Annotated in this window: 20 protein-coding genes; 14 read left to right on the forward strand and 6 right to left on the reverse strand. The window is 71.7% G+C overall.

What is annotated here, in order from left to right:
* Positions 1 to 16 precede the first annotated feature (16 nt).
* On the forward strand, positions 17 to 877 hold the full coding sequence (locus ADK67_RS22555) for an NAD(P)-dependent oxidoreductase (protein WP_053718467.1): 861 nt from the start codon (positions 17 to 19) through the stop codon (positions 875 to 877).
* On the opposite strand, the gene ADK67_RS22560 is transcribed toward ADK67_RS22555, so the two are convergent.
* Entirely contained in the window at positions 878 to 2,395 is a 1,518-nt protein-coding gene (locus tag ADK67_RS22560) for an alkaline phosphatase D family protein (RefSeq protein WP_053718468.1), read from the reverse strand.
* A gap of 226 nt (positions 2,396 to 2,621) precedes the next feature.
* Here ADK67_RS22560 and groES point away from each other — a divergent pair, with 226 nt between their 5' ends.
* On the forward strand, positions 2,622 to 2,915 hold the full coding sequence (gene groES, locus ADK67_RS22565; protein ID WP_015105192.1) for a co-chaperone GroES: 294 nt from the start codon (positions 2,622 to 2,624) through the stop codon (positions 2,913 to 2,915).
* An 81-nt stretch (positions 2,916 to 2,996) separates the two neighbouring features.
* Entirely contained in the window at positions 2,997 to 4,619 is a 1,623-nt protein-coding gene (groL, locus tag ADK67_RS22570; protein WP_053718469.1) for a chaperonin GroEL, read from the forward strand.
* Between the two features lie 78 nt (positions 4,620 to 4,697).
* On the opposite strand, the gene ADK67_RS22575 is transcribed toward groL, so the two are convergent.
* The gene (locus ADK67_RS22575) at positions 4,698 to 4,994 is read right to left on the reverse strand and encodes a WhiB family transcriptional regulator (RefSeq protein ID WP_033428626.1); all 297 of its coding nucleotides are present in this window, start codon (positions 4,992 to 4,994) and stop codon (positions 4,698 to 4,700) included.
* A gap of 189 nt (positions 4,995 to 5,183) precedes the next feature.
* Here ADK67_RS22575 and ADK67_RS22580 point away from each other — a divergent pair, with 189 nt between their 5' ends.
* The 5 genes from ADK67_RS22580 (at position 5,184) to ADK67_RS22600 (ending at position 10,206) form a co-directional block, all read left to right on the forward strand.
* Positions 5,184 to 6,191, forward strand: a complete 1,008-nt coding sequence (locus tag ADK67_RS22580; protein ID WP_082403699.1) for a MerR family transcriptional regulator — start codon at positions 5,184 to 5,186, stop codon at positions 6,189 to 6,191.
* Positions 6,192 to 6,822: 631 nt separating this feature from the next.
* Positions 6,823 to 7,710: a hypothetical protein gene (locus tag ADK67_RS22585; RefSeq protein WP_053718471.1), complete on the forward strand. Its 888-nt coding sequence runs from the start codon at positions 6,823 to 6,825 to the stop codon at positions 7,708 to 7,710.
* 140 nt (positions 7,711 to 7,850) lie between these two features.
* Positions 7,851 to 8,387: a response regulator transcription factor gene (locus tag ADK67_RS22590; RefSeq protein WP_053718472.1), complete on the forward strand. Its 537-nt coding sequence runs from the start codon at positions 7,851 to 7,853 to the stop codon at positions 8,385 to 8,387.
* A 310-nt stretch (positions 8,388 to 8,697) separates the two neighbouring features.
* A complete protein-coding gene (locus tag ADK67_RS22595; protein WP_053718473.1) occupies positions 8,698 to 9,270 on the forward strand; it encodes a sigma-70 family RNA polymerase sigma factor in 573 nt (190 codons plus the stop codon).
* Positions 9,271 to 10,206 carry an anti-sigma-D factor RsdA gene (locus tag ADK67_RS22600; protein WP_053718474.1) on the forward strand — a complete coding sequence of 312 codons (936 nt, stop codon included), beginning with the start codon at positions 9,271 to 9,273 and terminating at the stop codon, positions 10,204 to 10,206.
* A gap of 59 nt (positions 10,207 to 10,265) precedes the next feature.
* Here the strand turns inward: ADK67_RS22600 and ADK67_RS22605 are convergent, their stop codons facing one another.
* Positions 10,266 to 10,715: a DUF5319 domain-containing protein gene (locus tag ADK67_RS22605; protein ID WP_053718475.1), complete on the reverse strand. Its 450-nt coding sequence runs from the start codon at positions 10,713 to 10,715 to the stop codon at positions 10,266 to 10,268.
* Between the two features lie 65 nt (positions 10,716 to 10,780).
* Here ADK67_RS22605 and guaB point away from each other — a divergent pair, with 65 nt between their 5' ends.
* The 5 genes from guaB to ADK67_RS22630 all read left to right on the forward strand — a co-directional run bounded on the left by guaB (position 10,781) and on the right by ADK67_RS22630 (position 17,603).
* Positions 10,781 to 12,292, forward strand: coding sequence for an IMP dehydrogenase (gene guaB / locus ADK67_RS22610; protein WP_053718476.1), 1,512 nt, complete (start codon positions 10,781 to 10,783; stop codon positions 12,290 to 12,292).
* A 79-nt stretch (positions 12,293 to 12,371) separates the two neighbouring features.
* The gene (locus ADK67_RS22615; RefSeq protein WP_053718477.1) at positions 12,372 to 13,505 is read left to right on the forward strand and encodes a GuaB3 family IMP dehydrogenase-related protein; all 1,134 of its coding nucleotides are present in this window, start codon (positions 12,372 to 12,374) and stop codon (positions 13,503 to 13,505) included.
* A 111-nt stretch (positions 13,506 to 13,616) separates the two neighbouring features.
* The gene (locus ADK67_RS22620) at positions 13,617 to 15,335 is read left to right on the forward strand and encodes an FAD-dependent oxidoreductase (RefSeq protein WP_053718478.1); all 1,719 of its coding nucleotides are present in this window, start codon (positions 13,617 to 13,619) and stop codon (positions 15,333 to 15,335) included.
* Between the two features lie 7 nt (positions 15,336 to 15,342).
* Positions 15,343 to 16,314, forward strand: coding sequence for an MBL fold metallo-hydrolase (locus ADK67_RS22625; protein ID WP_442974178.1), 972 nt, complete (start codon positions 15,343 to 15,345; stop codon positions 16,312 to 16,314).
* Complete coding sequence (locus ADK67_RS22630; protein ID WP_082403700.1) at positions 16,311 to 17,603, forward strand: FAD-dependent monooxygenase; 1,293 nt, start codon at positions 16,311 to 16,313, stop codon at positions 17,601 to 17,603. Before ADK67_RS22625 ends, ADK67_RS22630 begins: the two co-directional genes overlap by 4 nt.
* Here ADK67_RS22630 and ADK67_RS22635 read toward each other — a convergent pair.
* Both ADK67_RS22635 and ADK67_RS22640 read right to left on the reverse strand, forming a co-directional pair.
* Positions 17,578 to 18,915, reverse strand: coding sequence for a cytochrome P450 (locus ADK67_RS22635; RefSeq protein WP_053718480.1), 1,338 nt, complete (start codon positions 18,913 to 18,915; stop codon positions 17,578 to 17,580). The two genes, ADK67_RS22630 and ADK67_RS22635, sit on opposite strands and share 26 nt — an antisense overlap.
* Positions 18,912 to 19,703, reverse strand: a complete 792-nt coding sequence (locus ADK67_RS22640) for an SDR family NAD(P)-dependent oxidoreductase (RefSeq protein ID WP_053718481.1) — start codon at positions 19,701 to 19,703, stop codon at positions 18,912 to 18,914. Before ADK67_RS22640 ends, ADK67_RS22635 begins: the two co-directional genes overlap by 4 nt.
* 69 nt (positions 19,704 to 19,772) lie before the next feature.
* Between ADK67_RS22640 and ADK67_RS22645 the strand changes: the two genes are divergently transcribed.
* Positions 19,773 to 20,339 (forward strand): TetR/AcrR family transcriptional regulator, encoded by a 567-nt coding sequence (locus ADK67_RS22645; RefSeq protein WP_053718482.1) that lies wholly within the window; start codon positions 19,773 to 19,775, stop codon positions 20,337 to 20,339.
* On the opposite strand, the gene ADK67_RS22650 is transcribed toward ADK67_RS22645, so the two are convergent.
* Entirely contained in the window at positions 20,329 to 21,774 is a 1,446-nt protein-coding gene (locus ADK67_RS22650; RefSeq protein WP_053718487.1) for an aldehyde dehydrogenase family protein, read from the reverse strand. The genes ADK67_RS22645 and ADK67_RS22650 overlap by 11 nt on opposite strands.
* Positions 21,775 to 22,056: the final 282 nt, after the last annotated feature.

The raw sequence follows: 22,056 nt of genomic DNA on the forward strand, positions 1-22,056 counted from the left end.
AAGGAGTGAGGAACACATGACCGACAAGACCCCGTTGACCGTGATCGGCCTCGGCCCGATGGGCCAGGCCATGGTGAGCCGGTTCCTCGACGCAGGCCACCCGACCACGGTCTGGAACCGCACGCCCGCCCGTGCCGACGCCGTCGTCGCCCGAGGCGCCGTGCGCGCCGCCACCGCCGCCGACGCCGTGGCCGCGAACCGGCTCGTCATCCTGAGCCTCACCGACTACGCCGCCATGTACGACATCCTCGGCGACGCCGACCTCGCCGGCCGCGTCGTCGTCAACCTCAGCTCCGAGACGCCGGACGAGACCCTCAAGGCCGCCGCCTGGCTCGCCGAACGGGGCGCGGAGCTGCTGGTCGGCGGCATCATGGCGAACGCGGAGATGGTCGGCCACCCGGACGCGTACGTCTTCTACAGCGGACCGCGCGAGGTGTTCGACCGGCACGCCGGCACGCTCGCGGTGATCGGCAGGCCCGACTACATGGGCGAGGACCACACCCTCGCCCAGCTGCTCTACCAGGCGCAGCTGGACGTCTTCCTCACCTCCATGACCGCGATGCTGCACGGCATCGCGCTGGCCAGGTCGGCGGGCGTCACGGCCGAGCGGTTCGCGCCCTACCTCGCCGACAACGTCTCCACGCTGTCGCTGTACGTGTCGGAGATGGCGAAGCACGTCGACTCCGGCGAGCACCCCGGCGACCTGGCCAACGTGACCATGATGGGCGCCACGGCGGCGCACGTCCTGGGCGCGACCGAGGCCGCCGGGATCGACGCCGAGCTGCCCAGGGCGGTGAAGTCCCTCTACGACCGCGCCATCGCGGCGGGGCACGGCAAGGACAGCTTCACCGCCCTGGTCAACGTCATCCGGGACTGATCAGACGGGGTTCAGGCCGGGGTTGCGGTCCTCGACGACGAACGACTTGAGCGTCGTGGCCCCGGCCCCGGCCGTCCGCACGTACGGCAGCGTGCGGAAGTCCGCCCGCATCTCCCGCGCGGTGAACTTCGTCCGCACGTACCCGCGCCGCCTGCTGTGCAGCTTGATGTGCGGGTTCAGCCGCAGCTGCACCTGGTCGACGGTGTCGTTGCCGTCGCCGCCGGAGGTCACCGACGAGCACACCAGCTCGGTGCCGACGGTCGGCGACGACGCCGGGTCGGTCCAGTCCAGCTTCACGTCCGCCGCGTAGTGCGCGTGCACGTCGCCGGTCAGCACGACCGCGTTGCGCACGCCCGCGTCGACCCACCCGCGCGTCACCCGGTCCCGGGAGGCCAGGTAGCCGTCCCACCCGTCCATCGAGACCTCCTTCTCCGGCCCGTCCTTGCGGTCGCGCTCGGCGAAGAACACCTGCTGGCCGAGCACGTCCCACCGCGCCCGGGACTGCCGGAACCCGTCGAGCAGCCACTCCTCCTGCTCCACGCCGGTGATCGAACGCGTCGGCAGCCCGGCGTCGGTGCAGGTCTTCCACCCGTCGCCGCACGCCTGGTCGTCCCGGTACTGCCGGGTGTCGAGCATGTGGAAGTTGACCAGCCCGCCCCACTGTGCCCGCCGGTAGAGCTGCATGTCGACGCCGTTGGGCCGCGCCCCGCGCCGCAGCGGCATGTTCTCGTAGTACGCCTGGAACGCCGCCGTCCGCCGTGCCGCGAAGTCCGGGTCGGGCTGCTCGGGCACGTCGTCGGCCCAGTTGTTCTCGATCTCGTGGTCGTCCCACACCACCAGCCACGGCGCGACGGAGTGCGCGAGCTGGAGGTCGGCGTCCGTCTTGTACTGCGCGTGCCGCAGCCGGTAGTCGGCCAGCGTCCGCGTCTCCGGCCCGAGCACCGGGCGCACGTCCGCCGCCTTCGCCGCGTACTCGTACTGGTAGTCGCCGAGGTGCAGCACCACGTCCGGGTGGTCCTCGGCCAGCCGCCGGTACGCGGTGAAGTAGCCCTCGCCGAAGTGCGCGCACGACGCGAAGCACATGGTCAGGTCCTGCCCGAGCACCCACGGCTCGGGCGTGGTGCGGGTGCGGCCGACGGGGGACAGGTGGCCGTCCACCCGGAACCGGTAGAAGTACTCGCGGCCGGGCCGCAGGCCGAACGGCTCCACGTGCACGCTGTGCCCGAGCTCGGGCCGCGCGGGCTGCACGCCGCGGCGCACCACGCGCTGGAACCGCTCGTCCTCGGCCAGCTCCCAGTGCACCGGGAGGACGCGGTCGGGCATGCCGCCGAGGCCGTTCTCCGCCAGCGGCCGAGGAGCCAGCCGGGTCCAGAGCACGACGCTGTCGGGACGGGGGTCGCCGGAGGCGACGCCGAGGGTGAAGGGGTCGTCGAGCCGGGGGAAGCCCGCGCCGGCAGTGGCGAGCGCCACACCGGCCACACCGCCGATGAGCAGGGAACGTCGGGTCACCGTGGTCATGCGCCACACCGTTGCCGACGAGGTTGGCGACCAGGTGAACGGCGGTGTGACACGAGTGGACGACTTCACCCGGCCGGTTGCGGGGGGTTCGTTGAAGCGTTGGCACTCGCATGGGTAGAGTGCTAGATGCACGGCACCAGCAACCGCCCCGACCCCCGCGACGGCGGGGTGGCAGGAGCCGTAACGCAACCTGCCAACGCTTTCGACGACCGTGGAGGTCAGCCCGGTGAGCGTGAACATCAAGCCGCTCGAGGACAAGATCGTCGTCCAGGCCAGTGAGGCCGAGACCACGACCGCTTCCGGCCTCGTGATCCCGGACACCGCGAAGGAGAAGCCCCAGGAGGGCAAGGTCATCGCGGTGGGCCCCGGCCGGATCGACGACAAGGGCAACCGCGTCCCGGTGGACGTGGCTGTCGGCGACGTCGTCATCTACTCCAAGTACGGCGGCACCGAGGTCAAGTACAACGGCGAGGAGTACCTCATCCTCTCCGCCCGCGACGTGCTGGCCGTCATCAACTGACGATCGGCTGACACGCAAGACGCCCCGGCGAACCCCTTCCCGGGGCTCCCGGGGCGTTTCGCATCAAGAGAGGCGTAGGCAATGCCCAAGCAGATCAGCTTCGACGAGGACGCTCGTCGGGCACTCGAACGCGGCGTGAACAAGCTCGCGGACACGGTCAAGGTCACCCTCGGCCCGCGCGGCAGGCACGTCGTCCTCGACAAGAAGTTCGGCGGGCCCACCGTCACCAACGACGGCGTGACCATCGCCCGTGAGATCGAGCTGGACGACGCGTTCGAGAACCTCGGCGCGCAGCTCGCCAAGAGCGTCGCCACCAAGACCAACGACGTGGCCGGCGACGGCACGACGACCGCGACCGTCCTGGCCCAGGCCATGGTCCGGGTCGGCCTGCGCAACGTCGCGGCCGGCGCGAACCCGATGTCGCTCGGCGTCGGCATCCAGGCCGCCGCCGAGGCCGTCGTCGACGCGCTCAAGGCCAAGGCCACCCCGGTCAAGGGCCGCGACAACATCGCCCAGGTCGGCACCGTCTCGTCCCGTGACGAGTCCATCGGCGCCCTGCTCGGCGAAGCCATCGAGAAGGTCGGCGAGGACGGTGTGATCACCGTCGAGGAGTCCTCCTCGATGGCCACCGAGCTCCAGATCACCGAGGGCGTGCAGTTCGACAAGGGCTACGTGTCGGCGCACTTCGCCACCGACCTCGAGGCCCAGGAGACGGTGTTCGAGGACGCCCGCATCCTGCTGCACCGCGAGAAGATCTCGGCGCTGGCCGACCTGCTGCCGATCCTGGAGAAGGTCGCCGAGGCCGGCAAGCCGCTGGTGATCATCGCCGAGGACGTCGAGGGCGAGGCGCTGTCCACCCTGGTGGTCAACGCCCTGCGCAAGACGCTGCGCGTGGTCGCGGTCAAGGCGCCGTACTTCGGCGACCGCCGCAAGGCGTTCCTGGACGACCTCGCGGTCGTCACCGGCGCGCAGGTCATCGCGGCCGAGGTCGGCCTGAAGCTGTCCGAGGCCAACCTCGACGTGCTGGGCTCGGCCCGGCGGGTCGTCGTGTCCAAGGACAACACGACCATCGTCGACGGCGGCGGCGCCAAGGCCGACCTGGCCGGTCGCGCGGAGCAGCTGCGCCGCGAGATCGAGGCCACCGACTCCGACTGGGACCGCGAGAAGCTGCAGGAGCGGCTGGCCAAGCTGTCCGGCGGCATCGCGGTGATCAAGGTCGGCGCGGCCACCGAGACCGAGCTGAAGGAGCGCAAGCACCGCATCGAGGACGCGGTGGCCGCGACCAAGGCCGCGGTCGAGGAGGGCATCGTGCCCGGCGGCGGCTCCGCCCTGGTGCACGCGGCCAAGGTGCTCGACGGCGGGCTCGGCCTGTCCGGTGACGAGGCGACCGGTGTCGCGATCGTCCGCGAGGCCCTGGGCTCGGCGCTGTTCTGGATCGCCGCGAACGCGGGCCTCGAAGGCGCCGTCGTGGTGAACAAGGTGCGCGAGCAGGACTGGGGCTTCGGCCTCAACGCCGCCACCCTGGTCTACGGCGACCTGCTCGAGGCCGGGATCATCGACCCGGTGAAGGTGACGCGTTCCGCGGTCACCAACGCCGCTTCCATCGCCCGCATGGTGCTCACCACGGAGAGCGCCGTCGTGGAGAAGAAGGAAGAGGAGCCCGCCGCCGGCGGTAACGGCCACGGCCACGGGCACGGTCACTGACCAGGCGTTATCAGTCGGAAATCGCGCGAACAGGAGGGGCGGCGCCCATGGGGTGCCGTCCCTCCCGCGCGTTCGGCGTCAAGCGGGCGTCAACTGCCGCTTGCGCGCCTTGATGATGCTGTCCCGCTCGGACTCCGACAGGCCGCCCCAGATCCCGTAGGGCTCCTGGACCGCCAGGGCGTGCCGCCGACACATCTCCAACACCGGGCACGACAGGCACACGGCCTTCGCCCGCGCCTCCCGTCGCGCCCGCGCCGGTCCGCGCTCCCCGTCCGGGTGGAAGAAGAACGCGCTGTCCATCCCGCGGCACGAGCCGCGCATCTGCCAGTCCCACAGATCCGCGTTGGGACCGGGAAGCCTTCGGGTGTCCGCCATCGAGACCGCCTCCTTGGCCCATGGACGAGAACTGCTCCATTCGGCTTAACGATGATCCACCGTAGAACCGCGCCAAAACTTGTTCAAGGGGGTGCGGGGGCTTTTGTCGGCAATTCATACGATGGGTGATCGATGAGCGCCCGTGCCGGAGTTGCCGGTGACGTCAGGTGAACGGACGATGTCAGCGTGATGACGCCCCCCGACCACACCGGGACCGTGCCGGAAGGCGGCCAGGAAACCGTTGCGGCGGAAGACGATCCAGCGCATTCGGTGACCCTCTCGGTGGCCGCCGTCGCGCGCAGGCTCGGCGTCGCGCCGGCCACCCTCCGCACCTGGGACCGCCGGTACGGCCTCGGACCCAGTGATCACACAACCGGGCGACACCGGAAGTACGCGCCACTCGACGTGGCCCGGTTGGAGCTGATGCAGCGGGCCCTGCTGCGCGGCGCGTCGTCCGCCGAAGCGGCCAAGTACGCGCTGGCCAGCCCGGTCCGCGCGCCGCTGGCGGTCGTGCCCGCGTCGTTGACCGGCGGTGAGCTGGACGGCGGTTCGGCGCCGCCCGGTGGGCGCGGCCTGAAGCTGCAGGCGGCGAACCGGCGGGCGCGCGGGGTGGGTCGGGCGGCGTTGGCGATGGACTCGGCGGCGGTGCAGACGCTGCTGGCCGACGCGATCGCCGCGGACGGCGTGATCACGACGTGGGACGAGGTGGTGCGGCCGGTGATGGCCGCGATCGCGGCGAGGTGGGAGCACTCGGGCGCGGGCGTCGAGGTGTCGCACCTGGTGGAGGAGTGCGTGCTGGCCGCCGTGGTGCGCGCGACCCCCGTCGTGACGAGCCCGCGCAACCACCGTCCCGTGCTGCTGGCGTGCATGCCGGACGAGCGGCACAACCTGCCGCTGTACCCGTTGGCGGCGGTGCTGGCGCAGCGCGGCGTCGGTGTCCGGCAGCTGGGCGCGGCGCTGCCGATGGACGCCCTGGCCTCAGCCGTCCGCCGAACCGCGCCTGCCGCCGTGGTGCTGTGGGCGCAGCTGCCGCGCTACGCCGATCCGGGTGTCGTGACGGCTCTGCCGAGGACCCGCCAACAGGTCCGCGTGTTCGCCGGGGGACCGGGCTGGGAACGCGGCGTCGTGCCACAGCCGGCAGAACGGATCAACGACCTCGCCACCGCCGCGGACGCCGTCGAACGCGCCGTCTGCTGACCCCGCCCACGCCCCCGCGCTCCAGCCAGCCGAACCGCCCGCCCCGCGCCTCCCGCTTCGGGCCGGCCCAATCGACCTCGCCGCGCCGGCCCTCCCACTCCTGACCAGGCCGACCGCCTCTCGCTCGCCCGTGCCTGACCAGGCCGACCGCCTCTCGCTCGCCCGTGCCTGACCAGCACAACCGCCCGCCCGCGCGCCCATCTATGTCGCCCGACTGCGCTGCGCCCGCCCTCTGCTGCCTGGCTAGACCGACCGCCTCTCGCCCACCCCTGCTGCCGGCCAGGCCGACCGCCCCTCGCCATCCCGCACCTGACCAGCCCGACTCCGCCGCGCCCGCCCTCGCGCCTGCTGCTGGCCAGGCCAACCGCCCGCCCCGCTCCCCGCTCCCATCCGGCCCAACGGACCGCGCCGCGTCCTCCCGCACCTGGCCAAGCCAACCGACTGCGCCGTGCCCTCCCGCACCCCCAGGCCCATCGCCTCGCTACGCAGGGGTCCCCGCCCAGGGGACCCCTGCTTTTACCCTGCCACGAGGGGCCGACAAATCGAGCTGTCCGCGCGGCTTCCTGTGGACAACTGCCGGCGTGGTCCTGAGCGTGGACGTGGACGGGCGTGAGCGGAAGTGGGTGGTGGGGTGCGGGAGGCGGCGTTCGGGGATCGGCCCGAGGTCGACGTCTGGGCGGCGTTGAGCGGTGGGGTGGAGGAGCGGTGGTTGGCGGCGGTGGTGCTCGGGGGGCAGGGGCACTACGCGGCGGCGGCCTCGGTGCTCGGTGAGCTGATCGGGCGGGGTGGGCTGTTCGGGTCGTTGGCGGCTTCCACGCTCGCGTCGCACCGGCGGCAGTTGGGCGGCCACGCGGCGGCGCGCGTGCTGGACGGCCGGGCGTTGGCCATGGCGCCCGAAGGCGACGGCGGCGACCCGGACGACGTGGACCCGGCCGGGGCGCGGGCCGACGCCCTCCTCGGGCTCGCCGCCGACGCGATCGGCGCCGGCCGGCTCGCCGAGGCGCGGCGGCTGCACGCCGGGGTCGAGCCGCGCGGCTGGCGCAGCCGGGTGCGGCACCAGTGGCTGGCCGCCGAGATCGCCTTGGCCGGCGGTCACGCGGAGCACGCGGTGCACCCGGCCGAGGTGGCCGCGGCGACCGCCCGCGAGGCCGGCGCGACGCGACACATCCTCAAGTCCGACCTCGTCCTCGGGACCGCCTTGGTGGTGTGGGGGACACCCGAAAGCGTCGAGCGGGGGGTCGAGGTGCTACTGTGTGACCTAAATCACACTGACCGTCGAGGGCTTTTCTCGTTGGTCTGGCCGACGGCGCTTGTCCTGACAAACGCCCTGGCAGACCGCACTATTGCGGGCAGGGAAAACGTGAAGGAACGAGCCGAAAACGCTCTGAGCTGCGTATTGCGCAGAGCCGACCCGTCGGGCCGCCGCCTCGCGGACCGCTCGCCGTGGATCCCGACCGCGCTGCTCCGTTCCGGGGAACCCCCGAACGCAGACGCTGAGACGAACTTCTTGACGGATTAAGCACCGGATCGTGTCAAGGTTCGGCCTCTAGCGTCCGATAGGGGATGTGGAACGTCACTCGGCTGCAGGAAGGAGTCCCCGTGACCACGGTCCTTATTTGCGACGACCGGCGCAGTGTGCGGTAGGGTCTCACCCGCGTGATGTCGGCTGTCCCAGGGGTTAGCCGCATCGACTGCGTAGCGCACGGTGACGAGTTGTTGGCTCGGTTCTCTCGGCAGCCGGTCGACGTCGTACTGGTTGGCACCCAGCGCGCCGTCCCGACCGGGGTCGAAGCGACCCGGCGACTCGTCTCGGCCAACCCGCAGGCAAACGTCATCGTCTTCGGCGCACCGGACGACGCGGGCAGCATCGCCGCCGCGATCGCCGGCGGAGCCCGCGGCTACCTGCGCTGGGACGCCTCGCGTCCCGAGCTGGTCGCCGCACTGGCGCACACGCTCGCGAGCACGAGCGTGCCCGCGCCGCGCCAGCCGTCGGATCCGGGCGTCCAGCTCACCGAGCGCGAGCTCCAGGTGCTGCGCGGGATGAGCCAGGGCAAGAGCAACGGGCAGATCGGGCGTGAGCTCTACCTGTCCGAGGACACGGTGAAGACGCACGCCCGGCGCTTGTTCCGCAAGCTCGGCGTGCGCGACCGTGCCCAGGCCGTCGCACACGGCTTCCGGCGCGGCCTCGTGTCGTAGCGCGCGGACTCGACCGGCTCGGGGCACAGGCTCGTCGGACTCGTCAGGCGAGTCGCACCGGCACTCCTTCCTCCAGCCACGGCCCGGTGACGCCATCAGGCGTCGCCGGGCCTCCGCGCGTCCGCGGGTGGTCGCGCGCCCACGGCGTGTCGGCTGGTCAGGTGAGGTCGAAAGACCCCATCTGGACCCCATTGCGGAACATTCGGCCGGGCGACCGGTACGGTGAGCATCACCAGTACGGGCGACGTCGATCGTCCCGTGCTGTTCTTTGTCGGTACGCCTACGCGTAACACCAGGGCAGTTGTCTGCGATGACCAACTTGGGGGACGGACTGGACGCCGAAGTGGGCGCAGCCGTCGATGGCGACCGCCACGCGATCGAGCGGCTCCTGGCATCCATCCGACCCCTCGTGGTGCGGTACTGCCGCGCCAGAGTCGGAAGGCAGGAGAGGTCATTCGCTTCGGCGGACGACGTGGCCCAGGAGGTGTGTCTCGCGGTGCTGACGGCCCTGCCCAGCTATCGCGACCAGGGTCGGCCGTTCTTGGCGTTCGTCTACGGGATCGCCGCGCACAAGGTGGCCGACGCTCATCGCTCCGCAGCCCGGAACCGGTCCGAACCGGTCCCGGAGGTGCCGGACGCCCCCGAGACGGAGGCCGGTCCGGAGCAGCGCGCCATGCAGGGCGAGCTGTCGGAGCGGATGGCACTGCTCCTCAAGATCCTTCCGGAGAAGCAGCGGGAGATCCTGCTGCTTCGCGTGGTCGTCGGCCTGTCGGCCGAAGAGACCGCCGACGCGGTCGGCTCCACGCCGGGCGCGGTACGGGTGGCGCAACACCGCGCCCTGGCCCGCCTTCGCAAGACGTTGGCAGCGGAGGAGGTGGTCTGAGTGGCTGACCAGCACGAGAAGGGCAACGGAGAAGTCGTGCGCGGACGAGATGAGAGACCGCCGCAGTCTGATGACACCCTGACCGAGGACACCTCGGTCGAGCTCGGCGACGACCTCGCGGGCATCCGGGCCGACGACGCGCTGCTCGACGCGCTGGGCGGGCGTGACGTCGACCAGCCGGAATCGCTCGTCGACGACGAGCTGAACGCGCTGCTGCTGGCCTGGCGGCGCGAGGTCGACCGCCCACCCATGGGTGAGCTGGTCGACACCGAGACGGCGGTGGCCACGATCGCCGCCGCCCGCACCCAGCCGAGGGGCAGGCAGCGCTTCCTGATCCCCATCGCCGCCGCCGCCGCTGTGCTGGCGATCGCGTTCACCGGGATGAGCCTGGTCGCGCGGGACGCCCAGCCGGGCGACACCCTCTGGGGCCTGACCCGGGTCCTGTACTCCGAGCACGCGCGGTCGGTGGAAGCCGCCGTCGCCGTGCGCACCGACCTCGACACCGCTCGCGCGGCACTGCGCGACGGCCGGTACAGCGAGGCCCGTGACGCGCTGCTCAAGGCGGGCGAGAGCCTCCCGTCGGTCTCGCCGGACGACGGCAAGGACGACCTCACCCAGAAGCACGAGTCGCTGCTGGAGGAGCTGACCAGCACCACGCCGTCGCCGAACACGCCGACCACCGTCGGGCCGTCCACGACGCCCGCGATCCCGCCGGTCGACGTCACCGGGCCCACGACCACGACGACCACGACGACGTCGCCGCCCGCGCCGGTCACCACGACCACGCCGGTGAGCACCGACGACACGACCCCGCCCACGGGCGGTGCCACGGTCGTGCCGCCGCCGCCCACGTCGGGCGAGTCGCCGAGCAGCGGTCAGAACCGGGGCGAGCAGACCCCGGGCACCACGGACGGCGAGCCCGAGTCCGGGAACTGATCCGGAGCACGCTTGTGACGAAGCCCGCCCCACGTCCCGGGGCGGGCTTCGTCACATCGTCAGCGGGCGCTCTCGGTCGCGGTGACCCCGTCCGCGTAACCGCGGCAGTACTCCCAGCTCACGTAGGCGCCGGGGTCCGGGTCGTACGCGGGCTCGTGCGGGCGCATCCGGCCGTCGGCCAGGAGCTGCTCCAGGCTCGACCGCAGCAGGGCCCAGTCGTGGTAGTGCGGCTCCTGGCACTCGCCGCAGTCGACCACGATTCCCCTGACACCGCGGGGTTCGAGCAACGCCTGGTACACCGCGAGGTCGCTGAGGTCGCCGACCAGCTCGGCCCGCTCGGCGTCGTCCATCGGCGGGTGGTCGTGGTCGTGGTCGGGTTCGCCGAGGACCCGGGCCGGGTCCTCCGGGTCACCCGCGAACGGGTCTGGTGGCAACGCGTCGTGCGGCACGACCCCGCACGGTACCGGGCGGACCCCCGTCCGCGTCCAGATACCATGACCTGAACCCATCGCCGCTGCGTGGAACCGATCCGCGGCGGCGGGATCGCCGCACGACGGAAGGCAAGCCAGCCGCCATGACCAGCGAGCTCAACGCTGATGGAGTCCCGCCCAAGTTCGCCATGCTGGGACTGACCTTCGACGACGTACTGCTGCTGCCCGCCGAGTCGGAGATCGTCCCGAGCGGCGTGGACACCAGCACCAAGCTCTCGCGCAACATCACGCTGCGCGTGCCGCTGGCCTCGGCGGCGATGGACACCGTGACCGAGGGCCGGATGGCCATCTCGATGGCCCGCCAGGGCGGCATCGGCGTGCTGCACCGCAACCTGGCCCTGGAGGAGCAGGCCCGCCAGGTGGAGACCGTGAAGCGGTCCGAGGCGGGCATGGTGAGCGACCCGGTGACGTGCACCCCGGACGACACGATCCGCCACGTCGACGAGCTGTGCGCGCGCTACCGGATCTCCGGCGTGCCGGTGACCGACGGGAACGGCAAGCTCGTGGGCATCATCACCAACCGCGACATGCGCTTCGAGGTCGACCACTCGCGCAAGGTCAGCGAGGTGATGACCAAGGGCCCGCTGGTCACCGCGCAGGTCGGCGTGTCGGCGGAGGCCGCGCTCGGCCTGCTGCGCCGGCACAAGATCGAGAAGCTGCCGATCGTGGACGGCGACGGCAAGCTCCGCGGCCTGATCACGGTCAAGGACTTCGTCAAGACCGAGCAGTACCCGAACGCCTCGAAGGACCCGGACGGCCGGCTGCTGTGCGCGGCCGCGATCGGCGTCGGCGACGACAGCTTCGCGCGGGCGATGGCGCTGGCCGACGCGGGCGTCGACGTGATCATGGTCGACACCGCGCACGGCCACCAGCGCAACGTGCTGGAGATGGTCGCCAAGGTGAAGAAGGAGCTGGGTGACGAGGTCGACGTGGTCGGCGGCAACGTCGCCACCCGCGCGGGCGCCCAGGCGCTGGTGGACGCGGGCGCGGACGGCGTGAAGGTCGGCGTCGGCCCCGGCTCGATCTGCACCACGCGCGTGGTCGCGGGCGTCGGCGTGCCGCAGATCACCGCGATCTACGAGGCGAGCCTGGCGTGCGGTCCGGCGGGCGTGCCGGTGATCGGCGACGGCGGCATCCAGTACTCGGGCGACATCGCCAAGGCGATCGCGGCGGGCGCGAGCGCGGTCATGCTCGGCAGCCTCCTCGCGGGCACGGCCGAGTCGCCGGGCGAGCTGGTGCTGGTCAACGGCAAGCAGTTCAAGACCTACCGGGGCATGGGCTCGCTGGCCGCGCTCCAGGGCCGCGGCGAGGCCAAGTCGTACTCCAAGGACCGCTACTTCCAGGACGACGTGCTGTCCGAGGACAAGCTGGTGCCCGAGGGCATCGAGGGCCGCACGCCGTTCCGCGGCCCGCTGTCGACCGTGGTGCACCAGCTGGTGGGCGGTCTGCGCGCGGCCATGGGCTACACCGGCTCGAAGACCGTCGCCGACCTGCAGAGCAAGCAGCTGGTGCGGATCACGGCGGCCGGGCTCAAGGAGAGCCACCCGCACGACATCACCATGACCGTCGAGGCCCCGAACTACACGACCCGCTGAATCGGATCGCCTTGGGCTAGTGTTCGCAGGTTCCGCCGGCTTCCCCCGGGACCATCAGCTCCACGGAAGGACGACAAAGGTGCGCGATCTGGTCGAGATCGGCATGGGCCGGACCGCGAGGCGGGCCTACGAGCTGGACGACCTCGAGATCATCCCGTCCCGGAGGACCCGCTCCTCGAAGGACGTCTCGACGGCGTGGCAGATCGACGCCTACCGGTTCGAGATCCCGCTGATCACCCACCCGACCGACGCGATCGTGTCGCCGGGCACGGCGGTCGCGATCGGCGAGCTGGGCGGCATGGGCGTCCTCAACGCGGAGGGCCTGTGGGCCCGGCACGGCGACGTCGAAGAGGCCCTGTTCCGGCTGGTGCAGGCCGTCGAGGACACCGACGACCCGGCCGCGCCGGTGAGGGTGCTCCAGGAGCTGCACGCCGCGCCGGTGCGGATGGACCTGATCGCCGAGGCGATCAAGCAGGTGCGCGAGTCGGGCGTCACGGTGGCGGTGCGGGTCAGCCCGCAGCGCGCGGCCGAGCTGACCCCGGACCTGCTGGCGGCCGGTGTGGAGATCCTGGTCGTGCAGGGCACGATCATCTCCGCCGAGCACGTCTCGCGCGACGGCGAGCCGCTGAACCTGAAGTCGTTCATCGCGGACCTCGACATCCCGGTCATCGCGGGCGGCGTCGGCGACTACCGGACCGCGATGCACCTGATGCGCACGGGCGCGGCGGGCGTGATCGTGGGCTACGGCTACACGCCGGGCGTGACCACGACGGACTCGGTGCTCGGCATCGGCGTGCCGATGGCGACGGCCATCGCCGACGCCGCCGCGGCCCGCCGGGACTACCTGGACGAGACCGGTGGCCGGTACGTGCACGTGATCGCCGACGGCGGCGTGCTGACCAGCGGCGACATCGCGAAGTCGATCGCCTGCGGCGCGGACGCCGTGATGCTGGGCGAGCCGCTGGCGGCGGCGTCCGAGGCGCCGGGCCAGGGCCTGTACTGGACGGCCGCGTCGGCGCACCCGTCGGTGCCGCGCAGCCACGTGTCGACCGGCGTCGACCAGGTCGTCGACCTGCGCACGCTGCTGTTCGGCCCGTCCGTGGACCCGCGCGGCGTGACGAACCTGTTCGGCTCGCTGCGGCGGGCGATGGCGAAGACCGGCTACTCGGACCTCAAGGAGTTCCAGAAGGTCGGCCTGACCATCCGCGGCTGAAGTTCCCGTGAAGAAGCCCCTGCTCCAGGCGGGGGCTTTTTCGTGCCCGCGCGAGCCTGAACCGATCGAGGTCTAGCCTGTTACCGGAAGTTACGCCTAACCTCCTGTCCCATGGGTGAACTCGCCGGTAACAACACCGACTACGACGTCGTGGTGGTGGGGTCGGGCTTCGGCGGCAGCGTCGCCGCGCTCCGGCTCACCGAGAAGGGCTACCGGGTGGCCGTCGTCGAGGCCGGCCGCCGGTTCGCCGACGACGAGTTCGCCAAGACGTCCTGGGACCTGCGGCGCTACCTGTGGGCGCCCGCGCTCGGCTGCTACGGCATCCAGCGCATCCACGCCCTGCGCAGCGTGATGATCCTGGCCGGGTCCGGCGTCGGCGGCGGGTCGCTGGTGTACGCCAACACCCTGTACCGGCCGCTCAAGCCGTTCTACGCCGACCGGCAGTGGGCGCACATCACCGACTGGGAGGCCGAGCTCGCCCCGTTCTACGACCAGGCGAGCCGGATGCTGGGCGTGGTGGAGAACCCGACCACCACGCCGTCGGACGTGGTGATGCAGCGGGTCGCCGAGGACATGGGCGTGGCCGACAGCTACCACCCGACGCCGGTCGGCGTGTTCTTCGGCGAGCCGGGCAAGCCCGCCGAGGACCCGTACTTCGGCGGCGCGGGCCCGAGCCGGACCGGCTGCACGCAGTGCGGCGCGTGCATGTCCGGCTGCCGGGTCGGCGCGAAGAACACCCTGGTCAAGAACTACCTGTACCTGGCGGAGCGCAACGGCGCGCGGGTGCTGCCGCTGACCACCGTCACCGACCTGCGCCAGGCGCCGGACGGCACGTGGGCGATCGGCACCCGGCGCACCGGCGGCAAGCTGCGCAAGGGCAGGCGCACGATCACCGCGGGTCAGGTCGTGCTGGCCGCCGGCACGTGGGGCACCCAGCAGTTGCTGCACCGGATGAGGGCCGACGGCGCGCTGCCGGAGCTCTCGCCCAAGCTCGGCGAGCTGACCAGGACGAACTCCGAGTCGATCATCGGCGCGGCCCGCTTCACGGTGGACGAGGAGCGCGACTTCAGCCAGGGCGTGGCGATCACGTCGTCCATCCACCCGGACGAGCAGACCCACATCGAGCCGGTGCGCTACGGCAAGGGCAGCAACGCCATGGGCCTGCTCCAGACGCTGGCCACGGACGGCGCGAAGTCCACCCCGCGCATCCTGCAGTTCCTGTCCCAGGCGGTCCGCCACCCGCTCCGGCTGGCCCGGCTCATGTCGGTGCACCGGTGGAGCGAGCGGACGGTGATCCTGCTGGTGATGCAGAGCCTCGACAACTCCATCACCACGTTCACCAAGAAGGGGCTGTTCGGCCGCAAGCTCACCTCGAAGCAGGGGCACGGGCAGCCGAACCCGACGTTCATCGAGGCCGGTCACCGGGCGAACCTGCGCGCGGCCGAGCACATCGACGGCATCGCGGGCGGCACGTGGGGCGAGCTGTTCAACATCCCCCTGACCGCGCACTTCATCGGCGGCTGCCCGATCGGCTCCGACCCGTCCAGCGGCGTCATCGACCCCTACCACCGGGTCTTCGGCTACCCGGGCCTGTCCGTGGTGGACGGCTCGGCGATCTCGGCGAACCTGGGCGTGAACCCGTCGCTCACCATCACCGCGCAGGCCGAGCGGGCGTTCTCGGTGTGGCCGAACAAGGGCGAGCCGGACCGGCGTCCCGACCAGTCGGCGGGCTACCGGCGGATCGCACCGGTGGCGCCGAAGAAGCCGGCCGTGCCCGCCGACGCCCCCGGCGCCCTGCGGCTGCCGATCGTGGAGGTCAAGTCGACCTGATCGCCCTATGGTGGGAGGTGTGGCCACGCAGCCGTTCGCGTCCAGCGCCGACCTCACCCCGAAGGACGAGCGGTTCGTCGAACTCGCCGACGGCGTCTACACCCTCACCGCCGAGGGCGATCCGAACGTCGGCGCGATCGAGGGCGAGGACTTCCTGGTCTGCGTCGAGGCCCGGGCCACGCCGACGGCCGCCCGGCGCTGGCTCGACCTGCTCCGCGAGCGCACCGACAAGCCTGTCCGCCACCTGGTCCTGAGCCACTACCATGCGGTCCGCACGCTCGGCGCGAGCGCGTTCGACGCCGCCGAGATCATCGCGCACGAGAACACCAGGGCGTTGATCGCCGAACGCGGCCGCGAGGACTGGCTCAGCGAGCACGCCCGCATGCCCCGGCTGTTCGAGGAGCCCGAGGGCATCCCCGGCCTCACGTGGCCGACCGTCACGTTCTCCGACCGCCTCACCATCCCGCTCGGCGGCGACCGGGGCGAGGTGGAGCTGCGCTACTGCGGTCGCGGCCACACCGCGGGCGACATCGTGGCGTGGCTGCCCCACCAGCGCATCCTGTTCGCCGGCGACCTGGTCGAGGCGCAGGCCGCGCTCTACACCGGCGACGCGTTCCACGACGAGTGGGCCACGTCGACGCTGGACCGCGTGGCCGCGCTGGGCGCCGAGCAGCTCGTCGGCGGGCGTGGCGCGCCGGCCCGTGACCGGACCGAGGTCGAGGCGGCCATCGGCCAGTCACGGCACTTCCTGGACGAACTCCGCCGCACGGTCGGCACCGTGCACCACGGCGGCGGCACGGTGAAGGACGCGTTCGAGGCCGCGCACGCCGCCCTGGCACCGCGCTACGGCCGGTGGCCGATCTTCGAGCACTGCCTGCCGTTCAACGTCCAGCGGTACTGGGACGAGTGCGACGGCGTGGACTGGCCCCGGATCTGGACCGCCGAACGGGACCGCGAGGTGTGGGCGGCGTTGCGATGACCCCGGTGCTGGTCGTCGGCGCGGGGCCGGTGGGGCTGGCCACCGCGCTCCTGCTGGCCCGGGCGAACGTGCCGACGACCGTCCTGGAGGCCTCCCCGCACCGCGAGGCCGTCGGCAGCCGCTCCATCTGCGTCCACCGCGACGTCCTGAACATCCTGGAACGCGTCGGCGTGGGCCAGGCCGTCGTGGACGCCGGCGTCACCTGGTACCGCGGCCGGACCTACTTCCGCGACCGCGAGGTGCTCACCGTCGAACTGCCGCGCGCCGCCGGCTTCCCGCCGTTCGTCAACACGCCCCAGACCACCGTCGAACGCATCCTGCACGACAAAGCCCTGGCCAACCCCCTCATCGACCTCCGCTACGGGCACCAGGTCGATCGCCTCCAACTCGACCCCATCACCGTCCACACCAACCGCGGGACGTTCGAGGGCACGCACTGCGTCGCCGCCGACGGCGCCCACTCCACCGTCCGCGACCTGCTCGGCATCCCGTTCGAGGGCCACTCGTTCAGCGACCGGTTCGTCATCGCCGACATCCGGGTCGACCTCGGCCACCCCGAGCCGGAGCGCCGCTTCTACTTCGACCCGCCGTGGAACCCGGGCCGCCAGGTGCTCGTCCACCCGCAGCCCGACGGCGTCCACCGCGTCGACTGGCAGGTGCCCGAGGGCTTCGAGCTGACGCCGGAGCACGTCCGGGCGATCACCGGCGACCGCCCGTACGAGATCCTCTGGCAGTCCACGTACCGCTTCCACCAGCGCCGGGCGCAGACCTTCCGCGTCGGCCGGATCCTCCTCGCGGGCGACGCCGCGCACGTGATGAGCCCGTTCGGCGCCCGCGGCCTCAACTCCGGGATCTGCGACGCCGACAACGCCGCGTGGAAGATCGCCCTCGACCGCGCGGGCGAAGCCGGACCGCACCTCCTCGACTCCTACCACGAGGAACGTGCCGCGGCCGCCGACGAGAACCTGCGCATCACCGGCGCGACCATGCGCTTCCTCGTGCCTCGGACGGCAGCCGAACGCGCCCACCGCGCCCACGTGCTGGAGCACGGCGTCACCGAGCAGATCGACTCCGGCAAGCTCTTCGAGCCCTTCGCCTACCGCGACTCGCCCCTCACCGCCAACGGCGGCGGCGCGCTCCGCCCGGACAGCCACCGCTACGGCCCCGGCTTCACCGTCGAGGGCGACACCCTGATCCGCCCCGACGGCCACGCCGCCGCCACCGCGACCGACCTCGACCAGGCCCTGCGCCGGGCCAAGGGCTTCACCTCCGCCGAGGCGTCACGGTGAACCCGTCCGGTTTCAACGTCAGCATCTCCGCCACCCGCAGCTCGTAGTCCGCCGGCGCGACCAGGTCGTACCGGCGCAGCACCGTGCCCAGCGCCAACGTCGCCTCGTGCACCGCGAACTGCCGCCCGATGCACGCCCGCTCGCCCGTCCCGAACGGCTTGTAGACGTGCGCGGGCCGCGCCTTCACCTCCGCCGGCGCGAACCGGTCCGGGTCGAACGCCTCCGGCGACGCCCACACCGCCGGGTCCCGGTGCACCAGCGGCAGCAGCACCAGCGCCCACTGGCCGGCCCTCATCGGGTACCGCCCGCCGAGCACGGTGTCCGCCCGCGCCTCCCGCGCGAAGCCCGGCGCCGTCGGCCACAGCCGCAACGCCTCGTCCAACACCCGCCGCACGTACCGCAGCTTCGTCACCTGCTCGAACTCCGGCACCTCCGCCGAGCCCCACACCGCGTCGACCTCCGCGCGGGCCTTCTCCACCACCTCGGGGTGCCGCGACAGGTAGTACAGCGCGAACGACAGCGCGCCGGACGTCGTCTCGTGCCCGGCGATCAGGAACGTGATCACCTGGTTGCGGATGTTCACCTCGTCCAGCTCACCGGACGACAGCATCAACCCGAGCAGGTCCGACCCGCCCGACCCCCGCCGTGACCGCACCACCTCGTCCACGACCTGCGCCAGGTAGGCGAGGTCGCGCTGGTAGCGCTCCTCCGCCTCCCGCCCGAACACCTTGCGCACCAACGGCAACATGAAGTTCTTGCGCTGCGCGTACCGCAACGACCCGGTCATCGCCCGCACGAACGGGTGGGTCTCGGACCGCGAGAACGACTCGAACGAGTACCCGAACCCGACCCGCCCGATCGTCTCCAACGTCAACTTCGTCATGTCGCCGGAGACGTCGACGACACCGCCCCGGTCCCACTTCCCGACCAGCTGCGCGGTCACGTCCACCATCGTGGGGTGGTAGGCGCGCATGGCGCTCTGCGTGAACGCGGGCAGCAGCACCTCGTGCGCCGCCTTCCAGTTCGGCTCCTCGTTGTACGCGGTGAACAGCCCGTCCCCGCCGACGTCCCGCAACGCCTCCACGCCCAGCGCCAGGTGCTTGGCGAACCGCGACTCGTCGGCCAGGTCCGCGGCCAGCTCGCCACCACCGACGAACACGATCTCCTGGTCCAGGAACCGCCGGGTGAAGATCGGCCCGAGGTCCCGGCCCAACCGCATCGTGTCCTGCACGGGCGTGCGCCGACTGGTGCCGAGCACGTCACCCAGGAACGGCACCCGCCACTTCGGGTGCGGGATCACCGCGGTCGTCATCGCTTCCCCCGGTTCGCCACGCTCATCCGCTTCATCAGCTCGTCGTTCGACATCCGCCGCTGCAACGCCGACGAGAACGCCGGGAACGCGCCACCGAGCAAGCTCATCGCCCGCAGCTCCGCCGGCGCCACGTTCACCTCCGCGAGGTTCCGCTCGACGGCCCGCACCACCCCCGCCGCGACCTGCTCCGGCGAGACGGTCCGCATCCCCGCCGGAGGCTTCGCGCCCGTGTCGGCGAACATCCCGGCGTCCCGCACGAACCCCGGCTGCACGATCGACACACCCACCCCGCTGCCGTGCAGCTCTTCCCGCACCCCCAACGCGAAACCGCGCAACCCGAACTTCGTCGCGTTGTACAGGGAGGCGTGCGCCGAAGCCACCTTGCCCGACAACGACCCGACGAGCACCACGTGCCCACGGCCCGCCGCCACCATCGACGGCAGCAAGCCGTGCGTCAACGCGATCGGCGCCTCCAGGTTCACCGCCAACGCCCGCTTCACCTGCTCGGCCGTGAAGTCGGCCAACGCGCCACTGGCGGGCAGCGCCGCGTTGGCGACCAGCACGTCCACCGCACCGGCCTCCTCCACCAACCGCTCGACCGCCCCGGCCTCGGCCAGGTCGACCGCCAGGGCCCGCCCGCCGACCTCGTCGGCCAGCCGCTCCAACTCGGCGACCTTCCGCCCGGTCAGCACCAGCTTCGCCCCGCGTCCCGCCAGCACGCGGGCGATCGAGTGCCCGATCCCACCCGTCGCGCCGGTCACCAACACGGTCGATCCCGAGACCCGCATGTGCCCTCCTGATATTGTTCGTTCGAACGAACAGTATCGCGGATCGACCCATGCCGGACAATGAGGACCATGACGAGACCGGCCGAGACGAGGCAGCGGATCATCGCGGCCGTGCTGCGGATCATCGGTGACGACGGCGTCGCGGGCGTGACGAACCGGCGCATCGCGCAGGAGGCGGGCGTCTCGCTCGGCTCCGTCACCTACCACTTCGCCACCCAGCAGGACCTGCTGCGGGAGAGCCTGCGGCACTTCGTCACCGAGGAGACGAAGCGCTTCGGCGACCTGGCCAAGGAGAACCGGACGGAGTGCGCCGACCTCGACCAGGTGGCCGACATCGTGGGCCAGGTCGCCGACGCCACCGGCTCGGACAGCGAGCGGATCGCGCCCTACGAGCTGTACCTGCACGCCGGGCGCGACCCGGAGCTGCGCGCCGCCGCCGCCGAGTGCTTCGCCGCCTACGACGAGCTCGCCGCGACCGTCCTGTCGGCGATCGGCGTGAAGGACGCCGACCAGGTCGCCAGTGCCGTCGTCGCCATGGTGATGGGCCTCAAGCTCCGCGCCCTCGCCACCGGCTCCGGCACCGACGACCTGGTCAACGGCCTGGTGGTGATCGCCAAGGGCGCGCTCAAAGAGTGATGCCGGTGAGCACCATCGTGCGTTCCTCGGTGAAGTCCACCATCGCCGACCGGACGCCTTCCCGCCCGGTGCCCGACCCCTTCACCCCGCCGTACGGCATCTGGTCGGCCCGGTAGGACGGCACGTCACCGATGATCACCCCACCGACCTCCAACTCCGCCGCCGCCGCGAACGCCACCGTCACGTCCTTCGTGAACACGCCCGCCTGAAGCCCGTACTCCGTCGCGTTGGCCTGCTCGAACGCCTCGTCCACCGAGTCCACCACGGCCACCGCCAACACGGGCCCGAACACCTCCTGGCGCCACAACTTCGCGTCCACCGGCACGTCCTGCACCACCGTGGGCTCCACCGTCGTCCCCGACCGCCCGCCTCCGACGTGCAGCACACCGCCGCCCGCCACGGCCTCCGCGACCCACTCCTCGACCCGCCGCGCGTTGTCCTCGTCGATCAACGGCCCGACCTCCACCTCGGGGTCGTGCGGATCCCCGGTCTTCAACCCCCGGACCGCCTCCACCAACTTGGGCACGAACTCCGCGGCCACGTCCCGGTGCACCAACACCCGCTGCACCGCGATGCACGACTGCCCGCCCTGGTAATTCCCGAACGTCGCGATCCGGCCGGCCGCAAACCCCAGATCATCCCAATCCGCGCACACGATCGCCGCCGAGTTCGACCCCAACTCCATCAGCACGTGCTTGCGCGGCGCCGAATCCGTCAACGACCACCCGACCTCCGTCGACCCGGTGAACGAGATGACGGGCAACCTCTCGTCCGTCACCAAGCTCTTCATGTCCGACCCGCGCACCGGCAACACGGAGAACGCGCCTTCCGGCAACTCCGTCTCCGCCAACAACTCACCCAACAACAACGCCGACAACGGCGTCGCCGACGCGGGCTTCACGATCACCGGCGCCCCCACCGCCAACGCCGGCGCCACTTTGTGCGCCACCAGGTTCAACGGGAAGTTGAACGGCGCCACCGCCAACACGGGCCCACGCGGCACCCGCCGCACCACCGCCATCCGCCCTTCACCACCCGCATCGGTGTCCAACCGCTGCAGGTCCCCGGTGAACCGCCGCGCCTCCTCCGCCGCGAACCGAAACGTGTTGACCGCCCGCCGAACCTCCACCTCCGCCCACTTCAACGGCTTCCCGTTCTCCGCCGTGATCGTCTCCGCGATCTCCTCTGCCCGCTCCTCCAACGCCAACGACACCTGCAACAAAGCCGAAGCCCGCACATGCGCCGGCGTCCGCCGGAACTCCTTCGCCACCGCCGCCGCCGCGGCAACGGCCCGCTCCACCTGCTCCGGCCCCGGCACCGCCACCGAGGCCACCTCTGTTCCATCGAACGGGTGATGCACAGCAAGGGCGGAAACGCCCTGCTCGGCGTGTCCAGCAATCCAACAGGGCCGTGGCTGCGGCGTAAACGCGTCCATGCCGAACACCGTATGCCCGACCCCCACCCTCCAACCTATTGATCTTGAAACTCTGCCCGGACGCCCCCCACCCCGCCACAACCGACCCCCGGTCGACGGCATGCCGGGGCCGCCACGACCCCCACCCCAACCACCGCACAACCACCCGCACCGCCCACCGTGGCCACCGCCCCCAACCGGCCGCACATCGGACCCGCAACCTCCCCACCGAGGCCCGATTTGACATGGGTTCGGGTGCCTTAGGCTGGTCGAAGCCGGGCAGGCTTGGCGGACGCTCTTCCC

Origin of the sequence: Saccharothrix sp. NRRL B-16348 (assembly GCF_001280085.1) — a bacterium.
Taxonomy (GTDB): Bacteria; Actinomycetota; Actinomycetes; order Mycobacteriales; family Pseudonocardiaceae; genus Actinosynnema.

Excerpts from the sequence above, each read along its gene's own strand:
- ADK67_RS22555 (WP_053718467.1), top strand. The coding sequence starts at position 17 with ATGACCGACAAGACCCCGTTGACCGTGATCGGCCTCGGCCCGATGGGC.
- ADK67_RS22560 (WP_053718468.1), bottom strand. The coding sequence starts at position 2,395 with ATGACCACGGTGACCCGACGTTCCCTGCTCATCGGCGGTGTGGCCGGT.
- groL (WP_053718469.1), top strand. The coding sequence starts at position 2,997 with ATGCCCAAGCAGATCAGCTTCGACGAGGACGCTCGTCGGGCACTCGAA.
- ADK67_RS22575 (WP_033428626.1), bottom strand. The coding sequence starts at position 4,994 with ATGGCGGACACCCGAAGGCTTCCCGGTCCCAACGCGGATCTGTGGGAC.
- ADK67_RS22580 (WP_082403699.1), top strand. The coding sequence starts at position 5,184 with ATGACGCCCCCCGACCACACCGGGACCGTGCCGGAAGGCGGCCAGGAA.
- ADK67_RS22590 (WP_053718472.1), top strand. The coding sequence starts at position 7,851 with ATGTCGGCTGTCCCAGGGGTTAGCCGCATCGACTGCGTAGCGCACGGT.
- ADK67_RS22595 (WP_053718473.1), top strand. The coding sequence starts at position 8,698 with ATGACCAACTTGGGGGACGGACTGGACGCCGAAGTGGGCGCAGCCGTC.
- ADK67_RS22605 (WP_053718475.1), bottom strand. The coding sequence starts at position 10,715 with ATGGGTTCAGGTCATGGTATCTGGACGCGGACGGGGGTCCGCCCGGTA.
- guaB (WP_053718476.1), top strand. The coding sequence starts at position 10,781 with ATGACCAGCGAGCTCAACGCTGATGGAGTCCCGCCCAAGTTCGCCATG.
- ADK67_RS22620 (WP_053718478.1), top strand. The coding sequence starts at position 13,617 with ATGGGTGAACTCGCCGGTAACAACACCGACTACGACGTCGTGGTGGTG.
- ADK67_RS22625 (WP_442974178.1), top strand. The coding sequence starts at position 15,343 with ATGGTGGGAGGTGTGGCCACGCAGCCGTTCGCGTCCAGCGCCGACCTC.
- ADK67_RS22630 (WP_082403700.1), top strand. The coding sequence starts at position 16,311 with ATGACCCCGGTGCTGGTCGTCGGCGCGGGGCCGGTGGGGCTGGCCACC.
- ADK67_RS22635 (WP_053718480.1), bottom strand. The coding sequence starts at position 18,915 with ATGACGACCGCGGTGATCCCGCACCCGAAGTGGCGGGTGCCGTTCCTG.
- ADK67_RS22640 (WP_053718481.1), bottom strand. The coding sequence starts at position 19,703 with ATGCGGGTCTCGGGATCGACCGTGTTGGTGACCGGCGCGACGGGTGGG.
- ADK67_RS22645 (WP_053718482.1), top strand. The coding sequence starts at position 19,773 with ATGACGAGACCGGCCGAGACGAGGCAGCGGATCATCGCGGCCGTGCTG.
- ADK67_RS22650 (WP_053718487.1), bottom strand. The coding sequence starts at position 21,774 with ATGGACGCGTTTACGCCGCAGCCACGGCCCTGTTGGATTGCTGGACAC.